The organism is Streptomyces sp. DH12 (assembly GCF_020873895.1).
Taxonomy (GTDB): domain Bacteria; phylum Actinomycetota; class Actinomycetes; order Streptomycetales; family Streptomycetaceae; genus Streptomyces.
In genome coordinates, this window is record NZ_JAHWGT010000013.1 from 130,158 (window position 1) to 154,263 (window position 24,106).

Sequence of the window (24,106 nt, forward strand, 5' to 3'; positions counted from 1 at the left end):
TCCTGTGTGGAACGACGTCTTCCGTGGGCGGCGCGCCCGGCGCCCACGGAGCCGGTGGCGGCGCGCTCTCAGACCGTGATCGGCACCTCGTGCACCTCGTCCGCCGGGTGTCCCGCCTTCTCGTGCACCCGCTGCACCGCCTCCTTGGACGGCGCCGACGACAGGCAGTACACCGTGCCGGACTCCGGGTCGGCCCAGGCCCGCTCGAAGTGCACTCCTTCGCCCTTCTCGTGGGCGAGGTCCGCCTGGTGCGCCTGGCGCAGCTGGTCCGCGGTGATGCCCTCGAAACCGTGGTGAACGTCCATGTACGTGGCCATGACACCCGTACCTCCATCCGGTGGCCGTCCCCCTCACTCCATGGTGCGCCCGCGGTGCCCTCCCGTCTCGCGGGGGCGGGGCGGAGGGCCGCTGCCCTCCCGTCGCGCGGGGGCGGTCGGGCGACGGGGGCGGCGGGCCGGTGCGGCATGCGCCACCCGGCTGACCCCCCGTCAGCTCCGTCCCCCCACCGGCGCAGCCCAGCGCGCGCCCCGGTCCCGGCGGCCGGACGATGCAGACACACACCGCTCTCGGGAGGATCCGCCGTGACCGTCAGTCTTGAGCAGTTGCGCCGCTGCCACGTCGCCGTCGACCTCGGGGCCGCCAGGACCCGGGTCTTCGTCAAGGGCGCCGGGCTCGTCGTGGACGAGCCGAGCGTGGCCGCCGTGAACACGCGCACCGGCGCGCTGATCGCGGTCGGCGCGTTCGCGGAGAAGATGACCGGGCGCACGCCCCACTACATCCGGGTCGTCCGCCCCGTCTCCGGCGGCAGCGTCGTCGACATCGACATGGCGCAGCGGATGCTCCGCAGCCTCCTCGGCGAGAAGCTGCGGCGCCAGCTGCGCCGCAAGCCGATGCTGCGCGCGGCCGCCTGCACCCCGCACGACAGCGACCCGCTCGCCCAGCGCGCGACCGTCGAGACGATGGTGGGGCTGGGGGCCCGCCGGGTCGAGCTGGTGGACACCCTGATCGCGGCGGCCGTCGGCTGCGGCCTGCCCGTCGCCCAGCCGACCGCGACGATGATCCTGGTGTGCGGGGCGGCGACGACGCAGGTCGCCGTCCTCTCGCTCGGCTCGATCGTCACCGCCGAGCGCATCCCCGTGGGCGGCAACGCCATCGACCACGCCGTCATCCAGTACCTGCGCCACCAGCACGAGCTGATGCTTCCGACGCAGTCCGTGCGCCCGCTCCAGCTCGCCCTGCACGGCAACGGCCTCACCACCCAGGGCCCGGCGTCGACCGAGATCCACGGCCGCGACGTCGCCACCGGGCTGGCGCGTTCCGTCCTGGTGGACACGGCCGCGGTCCGTCAGGCCATCCACACCCCGCTGACGGCCGTGCTCGACGGCATCGGCAAGGTGCTGCGCGACTGCCCGCCCGACCTGGTCGCCGACCTCGCCGAGCGGGGCATCACCATGGTCGGCGGCAGCGCCCGGCTGCCGGGTCTCGACCAGATGCTGCGGGACTGGACGGGCATGCCGGTACGGATCGCCGAGCGGCCGGACGTCTGCGCGGTCCTCGGGCTGGGCGAGATGTTGGAGGGCCGGATCGAGCCGCTCACCCTGAACCCGCTGGCCGACGCCGAGTAGCCCCCGGGTCGCCCCGGACGGCGGGGCGGGGGCCCGTGCCGCCGGGACGGCCCCGTGCCCGCCGGACGGGCACGGGTGGATCCCGGTGCCGCCCGGCCGGATACGGCGGACACGGCGGACGCGGACGGAAGGGCCGGCGGGCGGCTCGGTGGGCGGGCCGGCGGACGGGTGGGCCGCGGCCGGGCGGGAGGCGCCTGGGAGCATGGCGGGACACCCCGTGCAGCGATGCGAGGAGGACGGCCCCGTGAGTTCCCTCTTTCCGGCCCTGACCGCCGGCGGCCCCGACGGCGACGACCGCCCCGCCCTGCGGTTCGGCGACCGCGCCCTCACCTACGGCGGGCTCCGCGCCGCGGCCGCCGCCGTGGTCCCGCGCCTGGCCGGCGCCGGGCGGGTCGCGGTGTGGGCCACGCCCTCGCCGGAGACCTGCGTCGCCGTGGTCGCGGCGCTGCTCGCCGGCGTCCCGGCCGTACCGCTCAACCCCCGCACCGGCGAGCGCGAGCTGACGCACGTCGTCGGCGACAGCGAGCCCGCCCTGGTGCTCGCCGCCGCGGGTGACCGGCTCCCCGAGCCGCTCGCCGGCCTGCCGCGCGTCGACGTCGCGGCCGGCGCGCCCGGCGGCGGCCCGGCCCGTGGCCCGCTGCCCGCCGAACCGGGCCCCGGCGCACCGGCGCTGATCGTGTACACATCCGGCACGACCGGTCCGCCCAAGGGCGCCGTCCTCTCCCGCCGCGCCCTCGCGACGACCCTCGACGCGCTGGCCGACGCCTGGGCGTGGACGGCGGACGACGTCCTGGTGCACGCGCTGCCGCTGTTCCACGTCCACGGCCTCGTCCTCGGCGTCCTCGGCCCGCTCCGCCGCGGCGGCGCCGTCCGGCACCTCGGGCGGTTCACCACCGACGGGGTGGCGAGCGCCCTGGCCGACGGCGGGACGATGCTGTTCGGCGTGCCGACGATGTACCACCGGATCGCCGAGGCCCTGGCCCCGGCCGGGCCCGCCGGCGGCACGGACCCGGCCCCCGGCGCGGCCGGCGGGCTGGCCCGGGCGCTCGCGGGCGCCCGGCTGCTCGTGTCGGGTTCGGCCGCGCTGCCGCTGCCGGACCACGAGCGGATCACCGCGGCGACGGGGCGGCGGGTGGTCGAGCGGTACGGCATGACCGAGACGCTGATGAACACGAGCGTCCGTCCGGGCGCCGAGCCGGAGCGCCCCGGCTCCGTCGGCACGCCGCTGCCCGGCGTGGAGCTGCGGCTCGTCCTCGACGACGGGACTCCGGTCGCCGGGGACGACGGCGAGACGATCGGCGAGGTGCAGGTGCGCGGCCCGCACCTGTTCACCGAGTACCTGAACCGGCCCGACGCGACCGCCGCCGCGTTCGACGGCGACTGGTTCCGCACCGGCGACATGGCGGTGCGGGACCCGGACGGGTCGGTGCGCCTCGTGGGGCGCCGGGCCACCGACCTGATCAAGAGCGGCGGCTTCAAGATCGGCGCCGGGGAGATCGAGAACGCCCTCCTCGCCCACCCGGCGGTGCGGGAGGCCGCCGTCACCGGCGAGCCAGACCCGGACCTGGGCGAACGCGTCGTGGCGTGGATCGTCGCCGCCGACGCGGACGCGCCACCGGCGGTGGCGGACCTCGCGGCCCACGTGGCCGAGCAGCTCGCCCCGCACAAGCGGCCCCGCGCCGTCCGCTACCTCGACGCGCTGCCGCGCAACGACATGGGCAAGGTGCTCAAGCGGGCCCTCCATGGCTGAGGCGGCGGCACGGCTGACCGCCCGCGCGGCGATAGCGCTGGTGGCGGAGGGGTTCACCGAGCACACGCCGCCCCCGCCGCCTGCCGGCCCCGCGCCGGCCGACGGGCCGCTGGGCTGGGACGGGTACGGGGAGGCGCGGGCCCGCGCGCGGGAGCGGACCGGCGAGGCGGAGTCGGCGCTGTACGGGGAGGCGGAGGTGGCCGGGGTGCGGTGCGCCGTCCTCGCCTTCGAGTTCGGCTTCCTCGGCGGGTCGCTCGGCGAGCGCACCGGCGACCGGATCACCGCCGCGTACCGGCTGGCGCGCGAGCGTCGCCTGCCGCTGGTCTCCCTGGTGGCGACGGGCGGGAGCCGGATGCAGGAGGGCGTGGTCGCGCTGGCGCAGTTGCAGCGGGTGGCCCGCGAGACGGTGCTGCTGCGCGAGGCGGGGGTGCCGCACGTCGCCGTGCTGCGGGACCCGGCGACCGGGGGCGGCTGGGCGACGATCGGCGCGGGCGCGGACGTCCTGCTGGCGCTGCCCGGCGCCCAGATCGGCTTCGCCGGGGCGCGGGTGCGGCCGGCGGACGCCGACCCGGCGGCGTACACGGCGGAGGGGCAGCTCGCGGCGGGCCAGGTCGACGCGGTGGTCCCGCCCGGGGAGCTGCGCGCGCTGCTGGGACGCTGGCTGACCGCCCTGACCCGGCCGGCGCCCGGTCCGGTGCCCCCGCCGCGCGCGCTGGGCCAGGCGGCCGGACCGCCGGTGTCCGGCTGGGACGCGGTGCGCCGGGCCCGCGCCGCGGAGCGGCCCCGCGCCGAGGCGTACCTGGACGCGTACTTCCGGGAGCGGCTGCCGCTCGTCGGGGACCGGTGCGGCGGCACGGACCCGGGGATGCTGTGCGGCGTGGGGCTGCGCGACGGGCGCGGGGTCGTGTACGCGGCCCAGTGCGGCACGGCGACGCGGCCGGCCGGGTACCGCACGGCGGCGCGGGTGGTCCGCCTCGCCGACCGGCTGGGCCTGCCGGTGCTGACGCTGGTGGACACGCCGGGCGCCGCGAACGACGCCGAGGCCGAGCGGGCGGGTGCGGGCGCGTCGATCGCGGAGGTGTTCGCGGCGGTGGCCGGCGCGCGGGTGCCGGTGACGACCCTGGTGGTCGGCGAGGGCGGGTCGGGCGGCGCGCTGGCGCTCGCCGCGCCGGGCCGCACCTGGGCCACACCGGACAGCTACTTCTCGGTGATCGCGCCGGAGTCGGCGGCGGCCATCCTCAAGCGCCCCGCCGGGGACACCGCCCGCACGGCGGAGCAGCTCCGGCTGCGCCCGCAGGACCTGGTGGAGCTGGGAGTCGTGCGCGGCATCGTCTGACCGGACCGGACCGGCCCGGCCCGGACCGGAGCGGTACGGCGCCGCCCGGTACGGCCGGCCGCGGCCCGGCACGGCCCCCGTCCCGCGGGGCGCCCACGGCCGGGAGTACGCGGCCGGGAGTACGCGAGGCGACCGCGACCGGACGGCGGGACGACCGGCCGGTGGGCGCGAGGCGTCGGCGCGCGGGCGCGCGGGTGCAGGCCGTGGTCCCGGGCCTCCCGCGCGATCCGGACCCGTCGGCGCACGGGCGCGCGGGCGTGCGGCTTCAGGGCCGGTGGTCGCCGGGCTCCTCGTCGCCCATGGTCCGCGCGGCGGCGTCGAGCGCGGCGGCGAGGTCGTTGAGGCGGGCGCGCAGCGTGCGCATCTCGTCGAGGGGCATGCCCGTGACCTCCGCCATCCGGCGCGGGACCCCGGCGGCGCGCTCGCGCAGGGCGGCGCCGGCCGGCGTGGGCCGCACCGTGACGGACCGCTCGTCCTCGGCGCTGCGGCGCCGCTCCACGTACCCGGCGGCGTCCAGCCGCTTCAGCAGCGGCGAGAGGGTGCCGGAGTCCAGGCGCAGGTGTTCGCCGATCCGCTTCACGGGCAGTTCGCCGTGCTCCCACAGCACCAGCATCACCAGGTACTGGGGGTAGGTCAGCCCCAGGTCCTTGAGGGCGACGCGGTAGACGCCGTTGAAGGCGCGGGTCGCCGCGTGCAGCGAGAAGCAGATCTGGTGGTCGAGGCGGAGGAAGTCCTCGTCCTCCCGGGCGTCGCGGTGCGTGTCGGTGTGGTGCATGCCACTAGGCTACCTCCCCCAATTTAGTTGTGTGCAATTTAATTGCCTGCTAGAAATGATCTCGACGCACTTCACGACCGAGAGGACGGGACTCCCCATGGACGCCCTGTACACCGCCGTCGCCACCGCCAACGGCCGCGAGGGCCGCGCCGTCAGCTCCGACGGCCTGATAGACCTGCCGCTCGCCTTCCCCCAGGCGCTCGGCGGCAACGGCGCGGGCACCAACCCCGAGCAGCTCTTCGCCGCCGGGTACGCGGCGTGCTTCGCCAGCGCCATGGGGGCGATCGGCCGGCAGGAGAAGATCGACGTCAAGGACGCCTCCGTCACCGCCGAGGTGAGCATCGGCAAGGACACCGACGGCGGCTTCGGGCTCTCCGTGGTCCTGCGCGCCGAGCTCCCGGACCACCTCCAGGGCGAGGCCGGCCGCGACCTGCTGGAGAAGACCCACGCGTACTGCCCCTACTCCAAGGCGACGCGCGGAAACATCACCGTGCGCCTCGAGGTCGAGTGACCGCGCATGCGCCCGCCGGGCACCCGGGGCGTGTCCCGCCTCAGACGGCCGGGCCCCGCCAGCCCGCGACGGCCGCGGCCTCCAGGCCGCGGGTGCGGTAGCTCTCACCCTCCAGCGTGACGACCTCGGCGTGGTGGGCGAGCCGGTCCGCGGTCGCGGAGGCGACCCCGCCGTCGCCGAAGACCTCGGCCCACCGCGAGAAGGGCCGGTCGGTCGTGACGAGCAGCGAGGCACGCTCGTAGCGGTGCGCGACCAGCTGGAAGAAGAGGTTGGCCGACTCGCCGTCGAACGGGACGTACCCGAGCTCGTCCACCACCAGCAGCGGACAGGCGTCGAGCGCCGCCAGCTCCTCGTCGAGCCGGCCCGCGGCCTTGGCGCGGCGCAGCCGGGCGCCCCACTCCTGCGCCGTCGCGAAGAGCACCCGCTGCCCCGCCTCGCAGGCCCGCACACCGAGTGCGACGGCGAGGTGGGTCTTGCCGGTCCCCGGGCCGCCGAGGAAGACGACGTTCTCGCGGCGCGCGACGAAGTCCAGCCGGCCCAGCCGGTCCAGGACCAGCGGGTCGGGCGCCCGCAGGTGGCCGACGTCGAAGGTCTCCAGCTCCTTGCGGGCCGGGAAGCCCGCCGCCGCGATCCGCTCCTCCGCCGAGGCCGAGCGCCCGGCGCCCGCCTGCCGCGGAATGGGCCGCAGGGCGGCGCCCGCCTTCGCGGTGCTCACCGCCGTACCGCCCACGCGTGCGTCCCGGGCGTCCCGCCAGTGCCGGCCGTCTCGGCCCTCTCCGCCGTCCCGGTCGTGTCCGCCGTCCCGGTCGTCCGGGTGGGCGGGGCCGCGCTCGGGTGCGTCGTCGGGGCGGGCGCCGTGCTCGTGGGCGGTCATCGGCCCGGACATGTACGCCAGGATCAGGGCCGACACGATGAACGCCATGTGGATGACCGTGCCCCACAGCAGGTCGTGCTGCGGGGTGTGGTGCACGTCGACGAACATCTGGAGCAGGTGAACCGACGAGATGCCGACGATGGCCGTCGCCAACTTCACCTTCAGCACGTTGGAGTTGACGTGGGAGAGCCACTCCGGCTGGTCCCGGTGCCCCTGGAGGCCGATGCGGGAGACGAAGGTCTCGTACCCGCCGACGATCACCATGATGAGGAGGTTGGCGATCATGACGACGTCCACGAGCTTGAGCACGGCGAGCATCACGTGCGTCTCGTCGGCCGAGCCGCTCAGGACGTGGTCGATCAGCTTCCACAGCTCGTTGAAGAACTTGTAGACGTACACGCCCTGCGCGGCCACCAGGCCGAAGTACAGGGGCGCTTGGAGCCAGCGGGTGGCGAAGAGCGCGTAGCCGAGGGTCGTCATGTGCGACGGGGCGGCGGAGCGGGACGAGTCGAGGCGGGACACCGGCATCTCCTGCTACGGGGTGGGGAGCGCCATTCTCGCGGTGCACGGGAGAAAATCTGAATTCCTGCCACTCGTAGGGATTAATAGGCATTCAGTCGGACGGCAGCGGGCCGCTCTCTGTCCGTGGATCACCCTGGCGCGGCCCCCGGCAGTTGTGCGAATGTCGCTGCGGGTGTGTTCGACGCGTCGCCGGTGACTCGGCGAGGCGGACCACCGGCGAGGGGGCGACACGGGATGGCGCTGCTTTCCGACGGCGGCCTGGAGTTCCGGCTGCTGGGGCCGCTGGAGGTCCGGGTGGCCGGCCGCCGGCTCCCGCTCACGGCCCCCCGGCTGCGGCACGCCCTCGCGGCGCTGCTGCTCCACGCCGACCGTACGGTCTCGGTCGACCAGTTGGCCGAGGGCGTGTGGGAGGACCGGCTCCCCGCGGACCCCGCCAACCAGGTCGCCGTCTGCGTCTCGCTGCTGCGCCGCCGCTTCGCGCGGGCGGGCGCGCCGGACGGCCTCATCCTCACCACCCCGCCCGGCTACCTCCTCACCACCCGCCGAGCGGTGCTCGACACGGCCCTGGTCCGCCGCCTCGCCGCCGAGTCCGAAGCCCGCGCCGGGGCGGGCGAGCGGGAGGAGGCCGCCGCGCTGCTGCGGCGCGCGCTGTCGCTGTGGCGGGGGCCGCTCCTGGAGGGCACCGCCCGGCGGGCCTGGCAACCCGAGGTCCGCGCCTGGGAGGAGGAGCGGCTGGCCCTCCACGCGCGGTGGGCGGAGCTGGAGTCGGCACTCGGCCGGTACGAGGGGCTCGTCGCGGAGCTGAGCGCCTTGGTCCAGGAGCGTCCCTTCCTGGAGCGTCCCCGCGCCCAGCTGATGACCGCCCTGTACCGCTCGGGCCGGCGGGCCGACGCGCTGCGGCTGTACCGGGAGGGGGCGCGGCTCCTCGACGAGGAGCTCGGCGTCACCCCGGGGCCGGAACTGCGCCGCCTCCACGAGGAGATCCTGCGCGACTCCCTCCCCCCGCGCCCGGAGCCGCCCGCACCACCGCGGCCCCCGGCCTCGGCCGTCCCCGCCACCCCGGCCGCCCCGGCCGTCCCCGCCACCCCGGCCGTCCCCGCCGCCCCGGCCGCCCCGGCCGCCTCGGAGGACCCGGACTCCGCTGCCGTCCCGGCCGCCGCGGCCACCCCGCCTCCGCCGCCGTCACCCTCGCCGGCCCCGTCCCCGCCGCCGGCCCCCGACTCCGCCCCGCCCCCGCCCCCGCCGGTCGGGCCGTGCCTGCTGCCCGGCGGCGTGGCGGAGTTCGTCGGCCGGGAGCGCGAGGTGGCGGTGCTGACGGAGGTGCTCGCCCCCGGCGGGCGTCCCGCCGACCGGGACGGTACGGCGCTCCCCGCAGCCGGGCGCGTGCCGGTCGCCGAGGTCGTGGGCGCGGGCGGCACCGGCAAGACCGCGCTCGCCCTCCACGTCGCCCACGGGTGCCGCCCCGCGTTCCCCGACGGCCAGCTGTACATCAACCTCCGCGGCCTGCACACCGACCCGGTACCGCCGGAGGAGGCCCTGGCCCGGTTCCTGCGCGAACTGGGCACCCCCGGCCCCGCGATCCCCGACGGCCTGGAGGAGCGCGCCGAGAAGTACCGGGCCCTCCTCGCCGACAGACGTGTGCTGATCATCCTCGACGACGCGGCGTCCGCCGCACAGATCCGGCCGCTCATGCCGGGGACGGGCAGCTGCGCCGTGGTGGTGACGAGCCGCTCCCGGGTGGCGACGTCGTTCGCGGCGCGCGTGGTGGAACCGGGGTTGTTCAGCCGGGCGGAGGCGCGGGAGCTGCTGGCGCGGATCGCCGGTGCGGACCGGCCCGCCGCCGAACCGGACGCCGCGCGCCGGCTCCTGGAGCACTGCGGCAGGCTGCCGCTCGCGGTGAGCATCGTCGGCGCGAAGCTCGCGGCCAAGCCCCACTGGACGCTCGACCGGGCGGCCGGCCGTCTCGCCGACGAGCGGCGGCGCCTGGACGAACTGGAGCACGACAGCCTCGCCGTCCGCACCAGTCTCGCCCTCTCCTACCGCGGCATCGGCCCGGTCGCGCGGCTGCTGCTGCGCCGGCTGGCCGTGCTCGCCCCGCCGGACTTCGCCGACTGGATCGCCCCTCCCCTGCTCGACGCCGCACCGGACGAGGCGGAGGCGGCGGTGGAGGAACTGGTGGACTCCCGCCTGGTCGATGTCGTGGGGACCGACCGGGCGGGGCAACTGCGCTACCGCGTGCACGAGTTGGTGCGGCTCTTCGCCGCGGAGCGGGCGGCCGGCTCGGAGACGGAGGAGTCCCGCCGGGCCGCCGTGGCCCGGACGGCGGAGGCGGCCGTCGCGTACGCGGAGACGGCGCACCGCCTGGTGTGCGGCGGCGAGTTCACGACCGTGCGCGGGCACCCGACCCGGTACCCGGGGGGCCTGCCCGCCGGGGGCCCGGCCACCGGGGACCTGCCCGCCGGGGCAGCGCCCGGTCCGGGGACGGCGCCGGCGGACCCGCTGCGCTGGTACGAGGCGGAGCGGCTGACGCTCACCGCGCTCGTCCGCCAGGCGGCCGGCCACGGGCTGGGCGGGCAGGCGTGGGACCTGGCGGCGGTCTGCCGCTGCCTGTTCCGCACCCGCGGCCACCACGACGACTGGGCGTCGACCCACCGGCACGCCCTGCGCGCCGTCCGCGCGGCGGGTGACCGCCGGGGCAAGGCGGCGACGCTCCTCGGCCTCGGCGAGCTGCACCTCGCGCGGCGCCGGCACGCCGAGGCGGTGCCGCTGCTGGAGGAGGCGCACCGCGGGTTCGAGGAGGTGGGCGACGCGTACGGCGCCGCGCTCGCGCTGCGCGGGGCGGCGCGAGCGGAGCGGTACCGGGGCCGCTACGAGCGGGCGCTGGAGCGCTGGGCACGCTGCCTGCCCGCCCTGCGCGCCGCCGGTGACGAGGAGGCGCGGGCGCAGGTGCTGCGGTGGACCGGGCTGACGCTGCTGGAACTGCGCGACGTGGACGGCGCCGAACCGTACCTGCGGCGCGCGGAGGAGATCACGCGCCGGCTGCACGGGCGGGCCGCGGACCGTTCGCGCCTGGCGCCCGCGGCCCTGCTGCGCGGCCGGGGGCGGATGGAGGCGGCGGAGGCGCAGTACCGGCGCGGCCTGGAGGCGGCGCGGGCCCTCGGGGACGTGGTGGCGGTCGGCCACGCCTACTTCGGGCTGGGCGGGATCGCCCTGGAGCGGGCCGACTGGGCGGGGGCGGAGTACCTGCTCGGCCGGTGCGTGGAGCAGGCGCGCACCGTGCGGGACCCGCTGTTGGAGGCGGGCGGGCTGTTCTGCCTGGCCGCCGCGCGCGGGCACACCGGGGACCCCGGCGCCGCGTACGTGCTGCTGAAGCGTTCCGCGGCGCTCAGCCTCGAACTGGACGCGCCGGTGCGGTACGCGCGCTGCCGGTACGCGCACGCCGCGGTGCTGGCGGCGCGGGGCGGGGACCGCGCCACGGCGGCGGCGCTGCGCGCCGAGGCGGACGCCGCGGTCGCGGGCACGGGCTCCGCGCGGGCCGCGGCGGCGTTCCCCGGCGACGGGGTCGCGCATTACCCGCTCGTTCCCTGACCGCCGCGGCGCACTCGGCGCCCCTTCGCCGCCCGTTCACCGGCCCGGGGAAATGCAGCCGGAAAGCGACTCTGTCGATTCGGTTCCTTCTCGATGTCATCTCCGTCTCCGCTGGTCGGACCGGGTTTGGCGAAAATTGGCACATGCATCTTGACCGTGCTTGCCGCCCGTTTTCCGAACTGCTCATGATGGGTCGCGAATCGGCGGGCCGAAAACGGACCGCGGAATAGGAGCGTGCGCGCATCCGGAATGGGACGGGTGTTTCCCGTCCGGTGGGCGGCGCCGGGGCCTCGGGGAAAGGGGCGGACGTGGGGCGGGACGGCGAGGACGGCGGGGACGGCGGGGACACCGCGACCGGCGGGGAGCAGGGGTCCCGCGGCGGTTCGGGGGCCGCGGCCGCCGTGAGCGTGGCGCTGATCACCGTGCTCACCTCCCTGCCCCTGTTCCTGGTGGGCGCCACGAGCACGCTGGTCAACCGCGAATTGGGCTGGGACGCCGGCGACACCGGGCTGCTCCTCGCCGCGTACTGGCTGTCGTCCCTCTCCGGCGCCTACCTGAGCCGGCGGGTCGACACACCGGTGTCGGCCGAGACGACGGTCGGCTCGGCGGCGCTCGTCACCGCCGTCGGCCTGTCGGTGGCGGCCTGGTGCGGCGGCTGGGGGCTCGCGCTGGGCACCGCGCTCGGCGGGCTGGTCTACGGCTACACCCAGCCGCACACCAACTCCCTGCTCATGCAGCGCTGCCCGCCGTCCGCGCAGGGGTTCGCCTTCGGCCTGAAGCAGGCGGCGGTCCCGGCGTCGACGCTGGTCGGCAGCCTGGCCGTGCCGGCACTGGCCGTACCGTTCGGCTGGCGGGCCGTCTTCACCGCCGCGGCGGTCGTGTGCGTGGCCTACGCGCTGCCCGGCCTCGTCGTGCGCCGCCGCGGGCCCGGCGGGCGGCGCGGGCCCGCGACCCCGGCGCCGCCGCTGCGGTTGAACGCCCACCTGGTCGGGCTGGCCGTCGCCGGACTGTGCGGGGCGATGGTGGGCAACGCCCTCGGCGGCTTCCTCATCGCCTCCGGCGTCCACGAGGGCATGGCGCTGACCTGGGCGAGCCTCCTCGCCGCCGCCGGGTCCACGACCAACATCGCGGTCCGCCTGCTGGCCGGGATCGTCGTGGACCGGGGCCGGTACGCGCCGCGCGCCCTGCTGTGGCAGCTGTACCTGGCGGGCGCCGTCGGCACGCTGCTGCTGGCGGTCGGCGGCGGCCCGTGGGTGATGACGGCCGGCGGGCTGCTGGCGTTCGGCGGCGGCTGGGGGTGGGCGGGGCTCCTGCACTACGTCGCGGGGGCCGCGTTCCCCGGGCGGGCGGCGCGGGCGACGGCGGTGACGCAGATGGGCGTCTCGCTGGGCGGCGCCACCGGCCCGACGCTCTTCGGACTGCTCGTCGACCACGCCGGGTGGCCCGCCGCCTGGCTGATGCTCACCGCCGTCGGCACCGTCGCCGCGGTCGTCGTCCGCCTGCTGCGCGAGCCGCCCGACACCGCGGCCCCGGCCGCGGCGGCGGCCCCCTCGACCACGCACACCAGGAAGTGAGGCACCGTCATGACCTCCACCGCTCCCGAGACGTCCCCCGCCGCGCCCCCGTCCGCACCCGCGGCGACACCGACCCGCTTCGTGACCAGCCGGCGCGAGCGGTCCCTGCGCGACCTCACCACCGAGCAGCGCAGGAGCCAGATATCCGACGGGCACCGGCTCATCCGCGCGGCCCGCGCGCGGCCCTTCCAGCTGTACACGGCGCGGCGGCACGCCACCCGGGCGGTGACCCTCGACGCCGAGGAGTGGATGGCGGGCGTCCTCCCGGCGATGCGCGCCGCCGTGAGCCGCACCGCGTCGGCGCGCCTCGACACGGCCCTGGCGCGGGCGCGCAAGCGGATGAACGAGTACGGGGTGAAACGCGTCGGCTCGGCGGAGGCCGTGGCCGAGGCGCTGTCGGACACCAAGTGGTTCCGCACCCGGCGCGAGCACGTGGGGCGGGCGGAGCTGCGCGACCGGGTCGCCGACGCCCTGGCCCACGGCGAGCCGGTGGAGCTGGTCCTCCCCCTCTTCTCCCGCAAGCCCTTCTCCCCGGTCAAGAACCGCGGCGTCGCGCCCGACACCGCGGAGCTGCACGCGCTGGCGCGGTGCGCGGCGCTCGCCCACACCGTGGCGGCCCTCTCCCCCACGGGGTGCCGCTTCACCGTCGTCGCCGACGGCCGCAAGTACAACCGGGCCTGCCGCACGCCCGACGCCGTCGTGGAGGCGTACCAGGACGGCCTGCGCCGGTGGGTGCGCGAGCTCGACGCCGAGGAGGTGCTGCGCGTCACGGACTACGAGGAGTGGGTCGCCCGCGGCCTCGGCCCCGGTGACCTGCGGGAGCGCGAGGAGTACTACCTCCGGCAGGCGGCCGCCCTGCACGAGCGCCACGGGCGGCGGTTCTCCCCGGCCACCCCGCGCGACAGCCTCGCGCGGCTGGCCGACGGGGACGACACCGGGCGGCAGCTGGCGCACACCTTCTGGTCGATCGCCACGTCCGTGCGGTACACGGCGCTCGGCACCGGCCACGCCGGCCTGCCGGACGGCCCCTGCTACACCGACGCGTACCAGGAGGCGTACGCGCACTACGTCGCGCACCTGGGGCGGCCGCTGACGGGGACGGGCGCGGGGGCCGGCGCGGGCGGGCAGCGGCCCGCCGCGCCGTACGGGCGGACCGCGGCCGACCCAGGACTCCACCACGCCCTGCGGGAGGAGGCGTGGCGGGCCGCCTGCCGCTACGTGGCGATCTCGCTCACCGACCGGGACCTCGACCTGGTGCGGGAGACGGCCCCCCGCGCGGTCAAGCTGACCATCCACGGGAAGCCCGGTGAGCTGCACTTCACGACGGCGGCATCGCGCGACGCGAACATGACGGCGCAGCACTCGACGGGCGGTTACGCTCTGCTGGACGGTCGAGCCAGGCCCACCTTCCGCTACCGCGTCGAGCGGGAGGCCGCCGGGGAGACGCCGGTTCTGCTCCACGGCGCGGCCGACCGCGCCGAGCGCGAGCCGCACTTCCTGCCGCTGGCCCGACTGGAGCGCACACAGCAGCCCGTCGCCTACGTGGACGACCCGGCGCCGCTGCTCGACGGTACCTTTCCGCACCTTCTGGAGGCCCTGGAACTATGACGACCACCGCGACCTCTTCCCCCCGGCCCGGCCGGATAGTCAGCGGCAGTGGACTGCCCGCCCTGCTCAGGGAGAGCCCCGACGCCGTCCCCTTCACCCCGCGGACCCCGGACCCCGCCTGCGTCCTGACGGTGGGTCGACTGCGGGAGGAGCTGGTGCCGCGCTGGCGCGAGGGGGTGGAGCGGCAGGCCAGGGCGATGGTCCGGCGCTCCCGGAGCACCCTGGAGGTGCTCACCGGGGAGACCCTGTACGACCGGCTCGACGACCCGGCGCACCGGCGGGCCGCCCTGGTCGCCGAGCTGTTCCGCAACCACCAGGTCAGCGCCAACGCGGGCCGCCTGGACACCCGGGCGCTCCAGCGCCGTGTGGTGGAGGCGCTCGCCGAGTCGGAGCCGCTGCGCTTCGAACTCGCCTGGGGCCAGGCCAAGCGCTCGGTCGGCGGGTTGAAGACGCACGGGCAGTGGGCCGACCTCGCCGAGGTGTACGCGGTGGGCCGGGTGCTGGCGCTCGTGCTGGCCGCCCGGGAGCTGGCCGAGGACGACCGGATCGGCATGACGGTGTACTCCGGCGGCAACCGGTTCGCGAAGGCCCTGTACGCCCGGCCGCAGGCGTTCGCGGAGTACGACGCGCAGCGGCAGCGCATCGCCGCGGCCCTGGTGGGGCCGGGCGTGGCGGAGTTCCTGGACTACGCGGCGGTGATGCGGTCGGACGCGGCGGAGGACGCGCGGCACGAGGAGCGGGTGGCCCGCCACCTCGCCGCGCTCACCGACGAGGACGTCGCCGGGCAGATGCCGGTGATGCTCTTCAACGTCGACTGGCCGCAGGTGCTGCCGCTGGCCGCCGGCGGCGAGGCGCCGCACGGCGTGCCGATGGCCCCGCACGTCGCCGAGTGGCTGCGGGAGGCGCCGGACGAGCGGGTTCCGCTGCTCGTGCGGGCCGCGGTGACCTGCGCGGTCTCGCCCGCCGCCCAGGCCCGCTGGCTGGAGGTGTTCGGGGACCGGCCGGAGGTACTGGAGGACGCCGTCGCGTTCGTCCTCGCGGTGGGGCGGGCCGCGGCCGCCCGGTACACGGCCATCGCGCGGGCCGACCGCGACGCGCCCGGCCGGACCGCCGGTCCGCACACGGTGCGGCTGACCGTGCACGAGAAGACGGACCGGCCGGAGGTGCCGGCGGTGCTGACCCTCGGTGTCCGGGGCGGCGCCCAGCTCTCGCAGCACGTGATCGCCCGGGTCGCCCCGGACGCGCCCGTCGCGTTCGCCTCGGTGGCGGAGACGCAGGTGCGGTCGCCCGAGGCCGCACCGGTCCTCCTCACCGACACCGCCGGCACCACCGCCGGCACCGCCGACAACGCCACCACCGGCACCACGGCCTCCACGGCCTCCACGGCCCCCGCCGGAGCGGACGCGGCCACCGCGGACCTCTTCGACTGGCTCGTCCGCGAGGACCTGCCGCTGTGCTACGCCTCCGGGCCCGAGCAGGGCGTCCTGCGGGCGCTGGCCCAGGTCCTCGACCCCGACCACGGATGAGCGCCATGACACTGAGCACCACCAGCCCCGCCCGCCTCGCCGAGCTGCGGGAGGAGACCCGGGCCGCGTACGACGCCCTCGTGGCCCGCGGGCTCGCCCTCGACCTCACCCGGGGCAAGCCGTCCCCCGCCCAGCTGGACCTCTCCACCCCGATGCTCGACCTGGGCGGGGCCGACCTCGGCCCGGCCGGCGCGGGCGCCGACCACCGCAACTACGGCGGCCTGACGGGCCTCGTGGAGCTGCGCCGGATCTTCGCCGACGCCCTGCGCGTCCCCGTCGACCAGCTCCTCGCCCTCGGCAACTCCAGCCTCGCGCTGATGCACGACACGCTGGTGCACGCGGCGCTCTTCGGCGTCCCCGGCTCCAAGCGGCCCTGGTCGGCGGGGCGGACGGCGGTGCTCTGCCCGGTGCCGGGGTACGACCGCCACTTCACGCTCTGCGAGAAGCTCGGGTTCGAGATGATCCCCGTCGCGATGCGCGACGACGGACCGGACATGGACGAGGTCGAGCGGATCGCCGCCGCCGACCCCGAGGTGCGCGCCATCTGGTGCGTGCCCACCCACTCCAACCCCACGGGCGCCGTCTACGGGGAGGAGACGGCGCGCCGGCTGGCCGCGCTCGACGCCGCGGCGCCGGACTTCCGGATCCTGTGGGACGACGCGTACGCGGTGCACCACCTCACCGACGAGCCCGCGCGGGCGCCCGACGTCCTCGCCCTGTGCGCGGAGCACGGCCACCCGGACCGGCCGCTGGTCTACGGCTCCACCTCGAAGATCACCTTCGCGGGGGCGGGCGTGGCGTTCTTCGGGGCCTCCCGCGCGAACGTGGACTGGCTCACCGGCCACCTCGCCGCGCGGACCATCGGCCCGGACAAGCTCAACCAGCTGCGACACGCGCTGTTCCTGCGCGACGCCGACGGACTGCGCGCCCACATGGACGCCCACCGCGCCCTGCTGCGCCCCCGCTTCGACCTGGTGGAGCGGGTGCTGCGGACGCGCCTCGGCGGCCTGGGGGTGGCCGACTGGAAGCGGCCGCGCGGCGGGTACTTCGTCAGCCTGGACGTACCGGACGGGTGCGCGCGGCGCACGGTCGAGCTGGCCGCCGGCGCGGGCATCCGGCTGACGCCGGCGGGCGCGACCTTCCCGTACGGCACCGATCCCCGCGACCGGAACATCCGGATCGCGCCGACCTACCCCGCCCCGGACGAGCTGGAGCAGGCGATGGAGGGCCTCACCGTCTGCGTGCTGCTGGCCGCGCTCGAACAGCGCGCGGCGGCGCCGTCCAGGATCGTCCACGAAGACGAGCACGTCCCGCCCCCGGCGTGATGCTGGGGAACGGCCCAGTCGACCGACAAAGGAGTGCCGAGATGCTGATGGAACGTCAGGAATTCCGCGACCAGCTCGAGAAGACGCTGCACGAGAAGCTCACCCTGAACCACCCGATGTTCGACATCCTCTTCGACGCCGAGAAGAGCGAGCTGCACACGCTGCAGAAGGTGGCGCTCCAGGGCTACCAGCTCACCAAGCACTTCCTGGACTACATAGAGACGCTCTTCTACTTCTGCCCGAAGGAGGGCCGCCACAAGCGCCGCCTGCTCTTCAACCTCTACGAGGAGGAGACGGGCCGGATCTCGAAGACGAAGAACCACGTCGAGCTGATGCAGGACTTCATCCGCGCCATCGGCATCGACGACGAGACCCGGGACGCCGAGACGGCCCTGCCGAACACGCAGGAGCTGATCGACTACCGCATGAAGGCGTGCAAGAACCCGGAGACGTACCACATCGGCGCCGCCGCGGTGATGATCGCCAGCGAGGGCCAGAACCTGGAGACGCGCGGCGCCGAGGCCCGCGACAGCATCTTCAAGCGGGTGTACGGCCTGAAGGACGAGGACCTGCTGTTCTTCTCCGTGCACCAGGCGGAGGACGTCCACCACGTCCGCCACGGCCTGGACCTGGTCTCCGACATCTGCACCACGGAGAAGATGCAGGAGGAGGCGCTGTACGCCGTCTCCCACACCTGCGACCTCTTCTACAACATGTACGAGGGCGTCTACCAGGAGTACAAGGCCGGCCGGCTCTGACCGCGGACGACACAGGAGCAGGGATGCCCGTGAAACAGCCGCCCGGGTCGTACTCCCTCGCCACGCACGCCGTGCGCGCGGGCCAGTACCAGGACCTGTCGGATCTCCACAGCGAGGGGCTCGCCCTCACGGCGAGCTACGTGTTCGCGGACGCCGAGGACGCCGCCGAGAAGTTCGCCGGCCGCCGGCCCGGGAACGTCTACATCCGGTTCAGCAACCCGACCACGGCCGCCTTCGAGGAGCGGATCGCGGCCATGGAGGGCGCCGACGCGGCGGTCGCGGTCGGCTCGGGGATGGCGGCGTACACGGCCGTGGCGCTCGGGCTGCTCTCGGCCGGCGACCACGTGGTCCTCGGCGACGGGATGTTCGGCACGACGCCCAGGTTCTTCCGCACCTACATGGAGAAGTTCGGGGTGTCCGTGTCCGTCGCGGACGTCCGGGACCTCGACCAGTGGCGGGACGCGGTCCGGGAGAACACGGCCATGTTCGTGCTGGAGACCCCGACCAACCCGATGATGCACGTCGCCGACCTGCGCGCGCTCTCCGCCCTGGCGGCCGAGCGGGACATCGTGCTGGTCGTCGACAACACCCTGTGCACGCCGGTCCTGCAGAATCCGCTGGCGCTCGGCGCCGACCTCGTCATCCACTCCGCCGCGAAGTACATCGACGGCCAGGGGCGGTGCGGGGGCGGCGTCGTCGCCGGGCGGGCGGACCTGCTCAAGCCGGTGTCGGAGGTGCTGCGCACCGCCGGCCCCAGCCCCAGCGCCTTCAACTCGTGGGTCTTCCTGAAGTCGCTGGAGACGCTGCCCATCCGGATGCGGGAGCACTCGCGCAACGCGACGCTCCTCGCACAGTGGCTGGAGCGGCACCCGGCGGTGGAGGAGGTCTTCTACACCGGCCTGGAGAAGCACCCGCAGCGGGAGCTGGTCGACGCCCAGCAGTCCGGCCACGGCGGTCTGCTGAGCTTCACCGTGCGCGGCGACCAGGGGGACGCGTGGAACGTGGTCGACAACCTGTCGCTCATCTCCCTCACGACGAACATCGGCGACACCAAGTCGATGGTCACCCACCCCGCGTCGACGACGCACGGCCGGATGTCGCTCTTCGAGAAGGAGCGCGCCGGCATCGCCCCCAACCTGCTGCGGATCTCGGTCGGCCTGGAGGACGTCTCCGACCTGATGGCCGACCTGGACCAGGCGCTGCGCGCCGTCGACGCCCGGTCGTCGTGACATGAACGTGAAGCCGAACGGGGGCACCATGACCGACACACCCGACGTGACCGACGGCTTACTGCGGATCGGGATCGTCGACCTCTTCTCACCCGCCCCGGAGAGCTGGGCGCGGTACATGTTCGCCACCGCCGTGGAGAGCGCGGCCGGCCGGCTCGGCCTGCCCGTGGAAGTCACGGCGTACGGCGCGGACATGACCCGCCCGACGGCGGAGTGCGGGATCGCGTGGGAGGACCTGCCGTCGCTGGACGGGCTGATCGTCACGGGGGGCGAGCCGCGCTACCGCGCGGTGGAGGCCGAACCGGCCCTCGCCGTGGTCGACCGGATCCTGGCGGAGACGGCCGGGGCGGTCGCGTCGACGGTGTACTCCTGCCAGTCGGCGCACGCGGCCCTGCACCTGCTGCACGGGTTGAGCCGCAGCCGGCTGCCGCACAAGCGGCAGGGCGTCTACCCCCACCGCGTGCGCGCCCGCGGTCCGCTCACGGCCGGCCTGCCGGACACCGTGCGCGTGCCGCACTCGCGGTGGAACACCATGCCGACCGAGGAGCTGCGGCGCGTGGGCGTCACCGTCGCGCTGGAGACCGAGGACGGCGCCTGGTCCCTGGCGACCGGCGAGGACGGGCTGCGGCACGTCTTCTGCCAGGGCCACCCCGAGTACCTGCGGGAGACGCTGCTGAGCGAGTACCGGCGCGACCTGCGCCGGTACGCCGGCGGCGAGGCCGACCACGTGCCGGACCTGCCGCAGGGCTACCTGACGGCGGACGCGCGGGACACGCTCCTCGCGTACGCCGAGAAGCTCCGGGAGCAGCGCGATCCCGAGCTGCTCAAGAGCTTCCCCGACCGGGCCGCCGCCGAGGGGATCGAGGACGGCTGGCTGGCGGACTCACGGGCCTTCTTCACCGACTGGGTGCGGGCCCTGGACCTTTCGAGAGAGCGGAGTGGGCAGCAGCGTGTTGACATGGCACTGGCCCGTCGACGTACGGGCGCATGAGAAGGACCTGGCCAGGATGCTCGCGGCGAGCGCCGCGGACGACGGCATCCTCGGTTACGCGGAGACCCCCTCGGCGGCCCAGCAGGCGGGGTTCGTCGACGGGGTGGAGCAGCTGGTCTCCGGCGGCGGCGGTCACCTCCTGATCGGCGAGGACGAGGAGGGGGTGGCGGCGATGTGCGTGATGAAGACCAACGGCATGCCCAACTGCCGCCACCTGGCGGAGGTGATGAAGGCGTACCTGGAGCCCCGGGTGCGCGGCACCTCGGCCGTGTACCAGCTGGTCGAGCAGGTCTGCGCGAAGGCGACGGAGGTGGGCGTCGAGACGCTCACCATCGACGTCCGCGAGGACTCCAAGGCCCACCGGGTGTGGTCGCGCTTCGGCTTCACCTCCTACGGCGTCCTCGACGACTACGCCCGCGTGGACGGGACGTCGTACCGCGGCCACTACATGCGCCACGGCGTCCGGGAGCTGGCGGCCTCCGTGGCCGAGCGGACCCGGGCGCGGTCCGGCGGGGCGGCCGTGAGCTGACTTTCCGTCAGACCACCCGTCCACCGGCCGGAACGGACGGGGCGCGCGGCGCCTGACCGCGTTCATTCACAACGCACCGCACCACGGGCCCGGGGACGCCGGCCACGACACAGGCAGGGAGAGACATGCCGCCCTCTGAGGAAGAGACCAGTACGCGCACGCCCGAAGCACCCCCCTCCGGCGGTTCCGGCGGTTCCGCGGGGGCCGGGGTGTCCCGGCACGGGCGGACCCTGCTGTTCGTCGCCGTGGCCCTGGGCTTCGTCATCGCGCTGCTGTCCTCGTCGATCAAGAACACGCTCACGGCGTTCTACGTCTCCATGACGGAGGACTTCGACGTGTCACGCGGCACGTTCGCGATCGCCCCGTCGGCGTTCATGCTGACGTACGCGGTCGCGTCGCCGGTGATGGGCTTCGTCGCCGACCGGTTCGGCGCGCGCAAGTCCCTGGCCGGCGGCCTCGTCCTCGGCGGCGTGCTCTTCCTGGTGGGCGGCTACACCCAGTCGTTCGCCGTCTTCACGGTGGTCTACGGGGTGGGCCTGGCGATCTCGTACACGGCGATCTCGTACGTGCCGCTGGGCGTCCTCGTCGACGAGCTGTTCCCCCCGCACCGCCGGGGCGTCACCTACGCGATCCTCATGAACGGCACCGCCGTCGGCTTCGTCGCGCTGCTGCCGCTGTGGATCCAGCTGGACGAGGGCACGGTCTGGCGGTCGGTCTTCCGCTGGCTGGGCATCGTCCTGCTGGTCATCACCGTCGTCGCCCTGCTCGTCCTGCCCAAGGAGGGCGGTTCGGCCGGCGCCGCGGCGCGGGAGGGCGCGGAGCCCCAGCGCAAGACCAGCCAGGGCATGCTCTCGGAGGTGCTCGGCTCGCGGGTCTTCTGGACGATCAGCCTCGCCTTCTTCGGCTGCGGCGTCACGATGGCCTTCGTCGACGTCCACCTGGTGGCCCACCTCGACCACATCGGCCTGGGCGCGAACGTCGCGAGCACCACGGTGGCGCTGCTCGGCGCCGCCGAGATCGTGGGCGCGCTGGTCGCCGGCTACTTCTGCGACCGCGGCCACGGCGTCAAGGTGCTCGTCTGGAGCTACCTGGTGCGCGCGCTGTCGCTGGTCATCCTCATGGCGGCGCCCACGGCGCTGGCCGCCAACGTCTTCGGGCTGCTCTTCGGCATCACGTACCTGGGCACCGTGGTGGCCAGCTCGATGTACCTGATCAACTCCCTGGACGCCCGCGCCAAGGGCCTCGCGCTCGGCCTCATGTGGTTCATCCACCAGATCGGCGCCTTCGTCGCCAGCGAGGGCGGCGGCATCAGCTACGACACGCTCCAGTCGTACGACCCGGTGGTCGTCTTCTCGGCGGTCATCGCGCTCGTCTCCACCGTCATCATCGCGGTGTGGCTGCCGCGCGTCCTGCGCGCCACGGCGGCCCCGGCCGTCGACGGCAAGGTCCCCGACGGCAAGACCCCCGACGGGCAGACGGCCGGCAGCGAGACGGCCGACGGCAAGGCGCTCGGCACGGGAGCCGCCGAGCGCTGACCGCGCCGGTCACATCCCGTGGCCGTGCCCGTCCAGCTCCCTGCGCTCCCCCTGCTCGACCCCGGTCTCCGCCCCCGCGGGGTGGAGGCCGGGCGCCACCACGCCGGCGAGCACGCCGACGTAATACGCCCAGAAGAACAACAGCGCGAGCAGCGCCACGAAGCCGAAGAACTGCCGCGGTGGTGCCCACCGGGAACTCGCCATCTCTCCCCCTCGAAGTCCCGCAGCCGGAAAAAGCCTCGGTGACGCGATACTAGGCGCGCCGGCGACGCCGCGGGAACAGCGCCCGCCCCATTCCCGGCCCTCGCGCCGGCGCCCGAACGCCCCCGCGCCGCGCCGTATACAAAGCCTCCGGAAAATTCACCGGAGCGCGGGAACCGCAGCCCCCGGCCAACCGACCAACATCCCGTCGGCCGACGGTCGGTGAACCGCCGATCCCCTTCTCACCATGCGGATCTCGGTTGACTCCGGTGGCGACTCGTACGGTACGGTGACGCGCACCCGCGCATCAATCACCGGCCTTGACACTTCGGGGGAGGGAGCGGGCCGCGTGTCACAGACGTCGGAACTCGACGGAATTCGGACCCTTGACGAGTTCGTCATCCAGCTACGCGCGTTGAAGATGAGGGTCGGCAATCCGTCCATCACCGAGATAACGCGCCGTGTTCACCGCGACTGGCGGCGGGCGGGCCGGCCGAGAAGCGAGTGGCCCGCCCGCTCCACCATCGGGAACTGTTTCCAGACGGGCCGCCGGCGGCCGAATTCCGATCTCCTGCTCGCGGTGGTCCGCGCGCTGGCGATGGACGACCAGGACCTGCTCGCCGCGTGGAGCCGCGCGCTGCACGCGGCCCTCGGCGAGGCGGCGTCCGGCCCCGGCGTCCGGGTCACCGACAAGATCCCGCCGCCGCCCGACGGCACGCTGGTGCGCGGCCCCCTCCTGGACGAGGCCCTGCGCCTCCTGGAACTCCCCGGCAACGGCCGCACCGTGGTCCTGGAGGGCCCGGTGGGCGCGGGCAAGAGCACCCTCGCGCACGAGCTGGGCCGCCACCTCGTCACCGCGCGCCACGCCCGGGGCCCCGTCCTCGTCGCCGACCTCCACGGCACCCACCCGGCGGCGCCCCCGGCGACCCCCTTCACCGTCCTCGGCCACCTGCTGCGGGTCCTCGGCACGCCCATGGCCGACGTACCGGCCTCCACCGAGCGCCGCACCGTCCTGCTGCGCCGCCTCCTGGCGGGCACCGGGGCGCTGCTGATCCTGGACGACGCCTACGACGCGGAGCAGGTACGGCCGTTGCTGCCCGGACCCCGCGCGGGCCACACCGTGATCACCACCCGGCGCTCCTTCGGCGGCGCGGACATCGGCGGGCGCGTACGGGTCCCGCCGTGCGAGACGGCCGACTCGCTGCGGATCCTGCGCGCCGCCGCGGGCGCCGCGCGCATCGACGCCGACCCGATCGCCGCGACGCTGATCGGCGAGGCCGTGGGCCACCTCCCGCAGGCCCTGGTGATCGTCGGCCGGCACGTCGCCGCCCACCCGGACTGGCCGCTCGCCGACTACCACGAGCACGTCGTCGCCTCGCTCGCGCTGCGCGGCGGCATGGGCCGCTCCTTCGCCGCCTCCGAGCAGCGGGTGTCGCGCGACGCGCGCCGCCTGCTGCGGCTGCTGACCCTGCTGCCCGCCGCGTACACCGACGTGCGCACCGCGGCCCGCCTCGCCGGCACGAGCCCGCAGGACGCCGCGGACCGCCTCACCGAACTCGTCGCGGCCGGCCTGCTCGAACACCTCGGGCCGGGCCTGTACGGGCTCGGCAGGCTCGTCCACTCCTACGCCCGGGCCCGGTTGCGCCTCGACGAGCCGGTGAGCCGGGTGCAGGAGGCACTCGCCCGGCTGCACCGGCGCCCCGCCCGCAGCGCGGAGGCCGTGGGCCGCTGACCACCCGGGTCCGGCGGGCCCGGCCGTCAACCTCGCACCTGCGAGGTACCGCGGCGGCCGGGCCTCTGGTGACGTGGTCCCCACAGCGGCACACCGCAGACGACCGCGCCGCTGCCG

At 75.5% G+C, this 24,106-nt stretch carries 19 protein-coding genes; 15 read left to right on the plus strand and 4 right to left on the minus strand.

Annotated features, from left to right (window positions below; translation table 11 throughout):
• Positions 1–68 precede the first annotated feature (68 nt).
• Positions 69–317 (minus strand): SCO4226 family nickel-binding protein, encoded by a 249-nt coding sequence (locus LPA54_RS14480; protein WP_228977537.1) that lies wholly within the window; start codon positions 315–317, stop codon positions 69–71.
• 264 nt (positions 318–581) lie between these two features.
• Here LPA54_RS14480 and LPA54_RS14485 point away from each other — a divergent pair, with 264 nt between their 5' ends.
• The 3 genes from LPA54_RS14485 to LPA54_RS14495 all read left to right on the plus strand — a co-directional run bounded on the left by LPA54_RS14485 (position 582) and on the right by LPA54_RS14495 (position 4,711).
• Complete coding sequence (locus tag LPA54_RS14485) at positions 582–1,625, plus strand: rod shape-determining protein (RefSeq protein WP_228977538.1); 1,044 nt, start codon at positions 582–584, stop codon at positions 1,623–1,625.
• A 244-nt stretch (positions 1,626–1,869) separates the two neighbouring features.
• Complete coding sequence (locus LPA54_RS14490) at positions 1,870–3,375, plus strand: acyl-CoA synthetase (RefSeq protein WP_228977539.1); 1,506 nt, start codon at positions 1,870–1,872, stop codon at positions 3,373–3,375.
• Positions 3,368–4,711: a carboxyl transferase domain-containing protein gene (locus LPA54_RS14495; protein WP_228977541.1), complete on the plus strand. Its 1,344-nt coding sequence runs from the start codon at positions 3,368–3,370 to the stop codon at positions 4,709–4,711. The genes LPA54_RS14490 and LPA54_RS14495 overlap by 8 nt, the downstream gene beginning before the upstream one ends.
• 265 nt (positions 4,712–4,976) lie before the next feature.
• Here the strand turns inward: LPA54_RS14495 and LPA54_RS14500 are convergent, their stop codons facing one another.
• Positions 4,977–5,486 (minus strand): MarR family winged helix-turn-helix transcriptional regulator, encoded by a 510-nt coding sequence (locus LPA54_RS14500; RefSeq protein ID WP_228977543.1) that lies wholly within the window; start codon positions 5,484–5,486, stop codon positions 4,977–4,979.
• A gap of 97 nt (positions 5,487–5,583) precedes the next feature.
• Between LPA54_RS14500 and LPA54_RS14505 the strand changes: the two genes are divergently transcribed.
• Positions 5,584–5,997 carry an organic hydroperoxide resistance protein gene (locus LPA54_RS14505; RefSeq protein ID WP_228977645.1) on the plus strand — a complete coding sequence of 138 codons (414 nt, stop codon included), beginning with the start codon at positions 5,584–5,586 and terminating at the stop codon, positions 5,995–5,997.
• A 40-nt stretch (positions 5,998–6,037) separates the two neighbouring features.
• On the opposite strand, the gene istB is transcribed toward LPA54_RS14505, so the two are convergent.
• Complete coding sequence (gene istB, locus LPA54_RS14510; RefSeq protein ID WP_228977647.1) at positions 6,038–7,351, minus strand: IS21-like element helper ATPase IstB; 1,314 nt, start codon at positions 7,349–7,351, stop codon at positions 6,038–6,040.
• Between the two features lie 276 nt (positions 7,352–7,627).
• On the opposite strand from istB, the gene LPA54_RS14515 reads away from it, so the two are divergent.
• The 10 genes from LPA54_RS14515 to LPA54_RS14560 all read left to right on the plus strand — a co-directional run bounded on the left by LPA54_RS14515 (position 7,628) and on the right by LPA54_RS14560 (position 22,056).
• A complete protein-coding gene (locus LPA54_RS14515; RefSeq protein ID WP_228977546.1) occupies positions 7,628–10,981 on the plus strand; it encodes an AfsR/SARP family transcriptional regulator in 3,354 nt (1,117 codons plus the stop codon).
• A 308-nt stretch (positions 10,982–11,289) separates the two neighbouring features.
• Positions 11,290–12,555 carry an MFS transporter gene (locus LPA54_RS14520; protein WP_228977548.1) on the plus strand — a complete coding sequence of 422 codons (1,266 nt, stop codon included), beginning with the start codon at positions 11,290–11,292 and terminating at the stop codon, positions 12,553–12,555.
• Positions 12,556–12,564: 9 nt separating this feature from the next.
• Positions 12,565–14,163 carry an L-tyrosine/L-tryptophan isonitrile synthase family protein gene (locus tag LPA54_RS14525; protein ID WP_228977550.1) on the plus strand — a complete coding sequence of 533 codons (1,599 nt, stop codon included), beginning with the start codon at positions 12,565–12,567 and terminating at the stop codon, positions 14,161–14,163.
• Entirely contained in the window at positions 14,160–15,689 is a 1,530-nt protein-coding gene (locus tag LPA54_RS14530; RefSeq protein WP_228977553.1) for a hypothetical protein, read from the plus strand. Before LPA54_RS14525 ends, LPA54_RS14530 begins: the two co-directional genes overlap by 4 nt.
• A 5-nt stretch (positions 15,690–15,694) precedes the next feature.
• Positions 15,695–17,014 (plus strand): aminotransferase class I/II-fold pyridoxal phosphate-dependent enzyme, encoded by a 1,320-nt coding sequence (locus LPA54_RS14535; protein WP_228977555.1) that lies wholly within the window; start codon positions 15,695–15,697, stop codon positions 17,012–17,014.
• Positions 17,015–17,055: 41 nt separating this feature from the next.
• On the plus strand, positions 17,056–17,772 hold the full coding sequence (locus LPA54_RS14540) for a TenA family transcriptional regulator (RefSeq protein ID WP_058942226.1): 717 nt from the start codon (positions 17,056–17,058) through the stop codon (positions 17,770–17,772).
• 23 nt (positions 17,773–17,795) lie between these two features.
• Entirely contained in the window at positions 17,796–19,001 is a 1,206-nt protein-coding gene (locus LPA54_RS14545) for an O-succinylhomoserine sulfhydrylase (RefSeq protein ID WP_228977558.1), read from the plus strand.
• Between the two features lie 28 nt (positions 19,002–19,029).
• On the plus strand, positions 19,030–19,992 hold the full coding sequence (locus LPA54_RS14550; protein ID WP_228977561.1) for a homoserine O-succinyltransferase: 963 nt from the start codon (positions 19,030–19,032) through the stop codon (positions 19,990–19,992).
• Positions 19,952–20,521 (plus strand): GNAT family N-acetyltransferase, encoded by a 570-nt coding sequence (locus LPA54_RS14555; RefSeq protein WP_228977563.1) that lies wholly within the window; start codon positions 19,952–19,954, stop codon positions 20,519–20,521. Before LPA54_RS14550 ends, LPA54_RS14555 begins: the two co-directional genes overlap by 41 nt.
• Before the next feature lie 125 nt (positions 20,522–20,646).
• Positions 20,647–22,056: an MFS transporter gene (locus LPA54_RS14560; RefSeq protein ID WP_228977565.1), complete on the plus strand. Its 1,410-nt coding sequence runs from the start codon at positions 20,647–20,649 to the stop codon at positions 22,054–22,056.
• A gap of 9 nt (positions 22,057–22,065) precedes the next feature.
• On the opposite strand, the gene LPA54_RS14565 is transcribed toward LPA54_RS14560, so the two are convergent.
• The gene (locus LPA54_RS14565) at positions 22,066–22,260 is read right to left on the minus strand and encodes a hypothetical protein (protein ID WP_228977567.1); all 195 of its coding nucleotides are present in this window, start codon (positions 22,258–22,260) and stop codon (positions 22,066–22,068) included.
• A 346-nt stretch (positions 22,261–22,606) separates the two neighbouring features.
• On the opposite strand from LPA54_RS14565, the gene LPA54_RS14570 reads away from it, so the two are divergent.
• Positions 22,607–23,989: a hypothetical protein gene (locus LPA54_RS14570; protein WP_228977569.1), complete on the plus strand. Its 1,383-nt coding sequence runs from the start codon at positions 22,607–22,609 to the stop codon at positions 23,987–23,989.
• Positions 23,990–24,106: the final 117 nt, after the last annotated feature.

Bases quoted from the DNA above. Each gene is read 5' to 3' on its own strand.
- LPA54_RS14545 (WP_228977558.1), top strand. From the start codon at position 17,796: ATGCCCGTGAAACAGCCGCCCGGGTCGTACTCCCTCGCCACGCACGCC.
- LPA54_RS14480 (WP_228977537.1), bottom strand. From the start codon at position 317: ATGGCCACGTACATGGACGTTCACCACGGTTTCGAGGGCATCACCGCG.
- LPA54_RS14505 (WP_228977645.1), top strand. From the start codon at position 5,584: ATGGACGCCCTGTACACCGCCGTCGCCACCGCCAACGGCCGCGAGGGC.
- LPA54_RS14530 (WP_228977553.1), top strand. From the start codon at position 14,160: ATGACGACCACCGCGACCTCTTCCCCCCGGCCCGGCCGGATAGTCAGC.
- LPA54_RS14525 (WP_228977550.1), top strand. From the start codon at position 12,565: ATGACCTCCACCGCTCCCGAGACGTCCCCCGCCGCGCCCCCGTCCGCA.
- LPA54_RS14535 (WP_228977555.1), top strand. From the start codon at position 15,695: ATGACACTGAGCACCACCAGCCCCGCCCGCCTCGCCGAGCTGCGGGAG.
- LPA54_RS14495 (WP_228977541.1), top strand. From the start codon at position 3,368: ATGGCTGAGGCGGCGGCACGGCTGACCGCCCGCGCGGCGATAGCGCTG.
- LPA54_RS14540 (WP_058942226.1), top strand. From the start codon at position 17,056: ATGCTGATGGAACGTCAGGAATTCCGCGACCAGCTCGAGAAGACGCTG.
- LPA54_RS14550 (WP_228977561.1), top strand. From the start codon at position 19,030: ATGACCGACACACCCGACGTGACCGACGGCTTACTGCGGATCGGGATC.
- LPA54_RS14515 (WP_228977546.1), top strand. From the start codon at position 7,628: ATGGCGCTGCTTTCCGACGGCGGCCTGGAGTTCCGGCTGCTGGGGCCG.
- LPA54_RS14500 (WP_228977543.1), bottom strand. From the start codon at position 5,486: ATGCACCACACCGACACGCACCGCGACGCCCGGGAGGACGAGGACTTC.
- LPA54_RS14560 (WP_228977565.1), top strand. From the start codon at position 20,647: ATGCCGCCCTCTGAGGAAGAGACCAGTACGCGCACGCCCGAAGCACCC.
- LPA54_RS14565 (WP_228977567.1), bottom strand. From the start codon at position 22,260: ATGGCGAGTTCCCGGTGGGCACCACCGCGGCAGTTCTTCGGCTTCGTG.
- istB (WP_228977647.1), bottom strand. From the start codon at position 7,351: ATGACGACCCTCGGCTACGCGCTCTTCGCCACCCGCTGGCTCCAAGCG.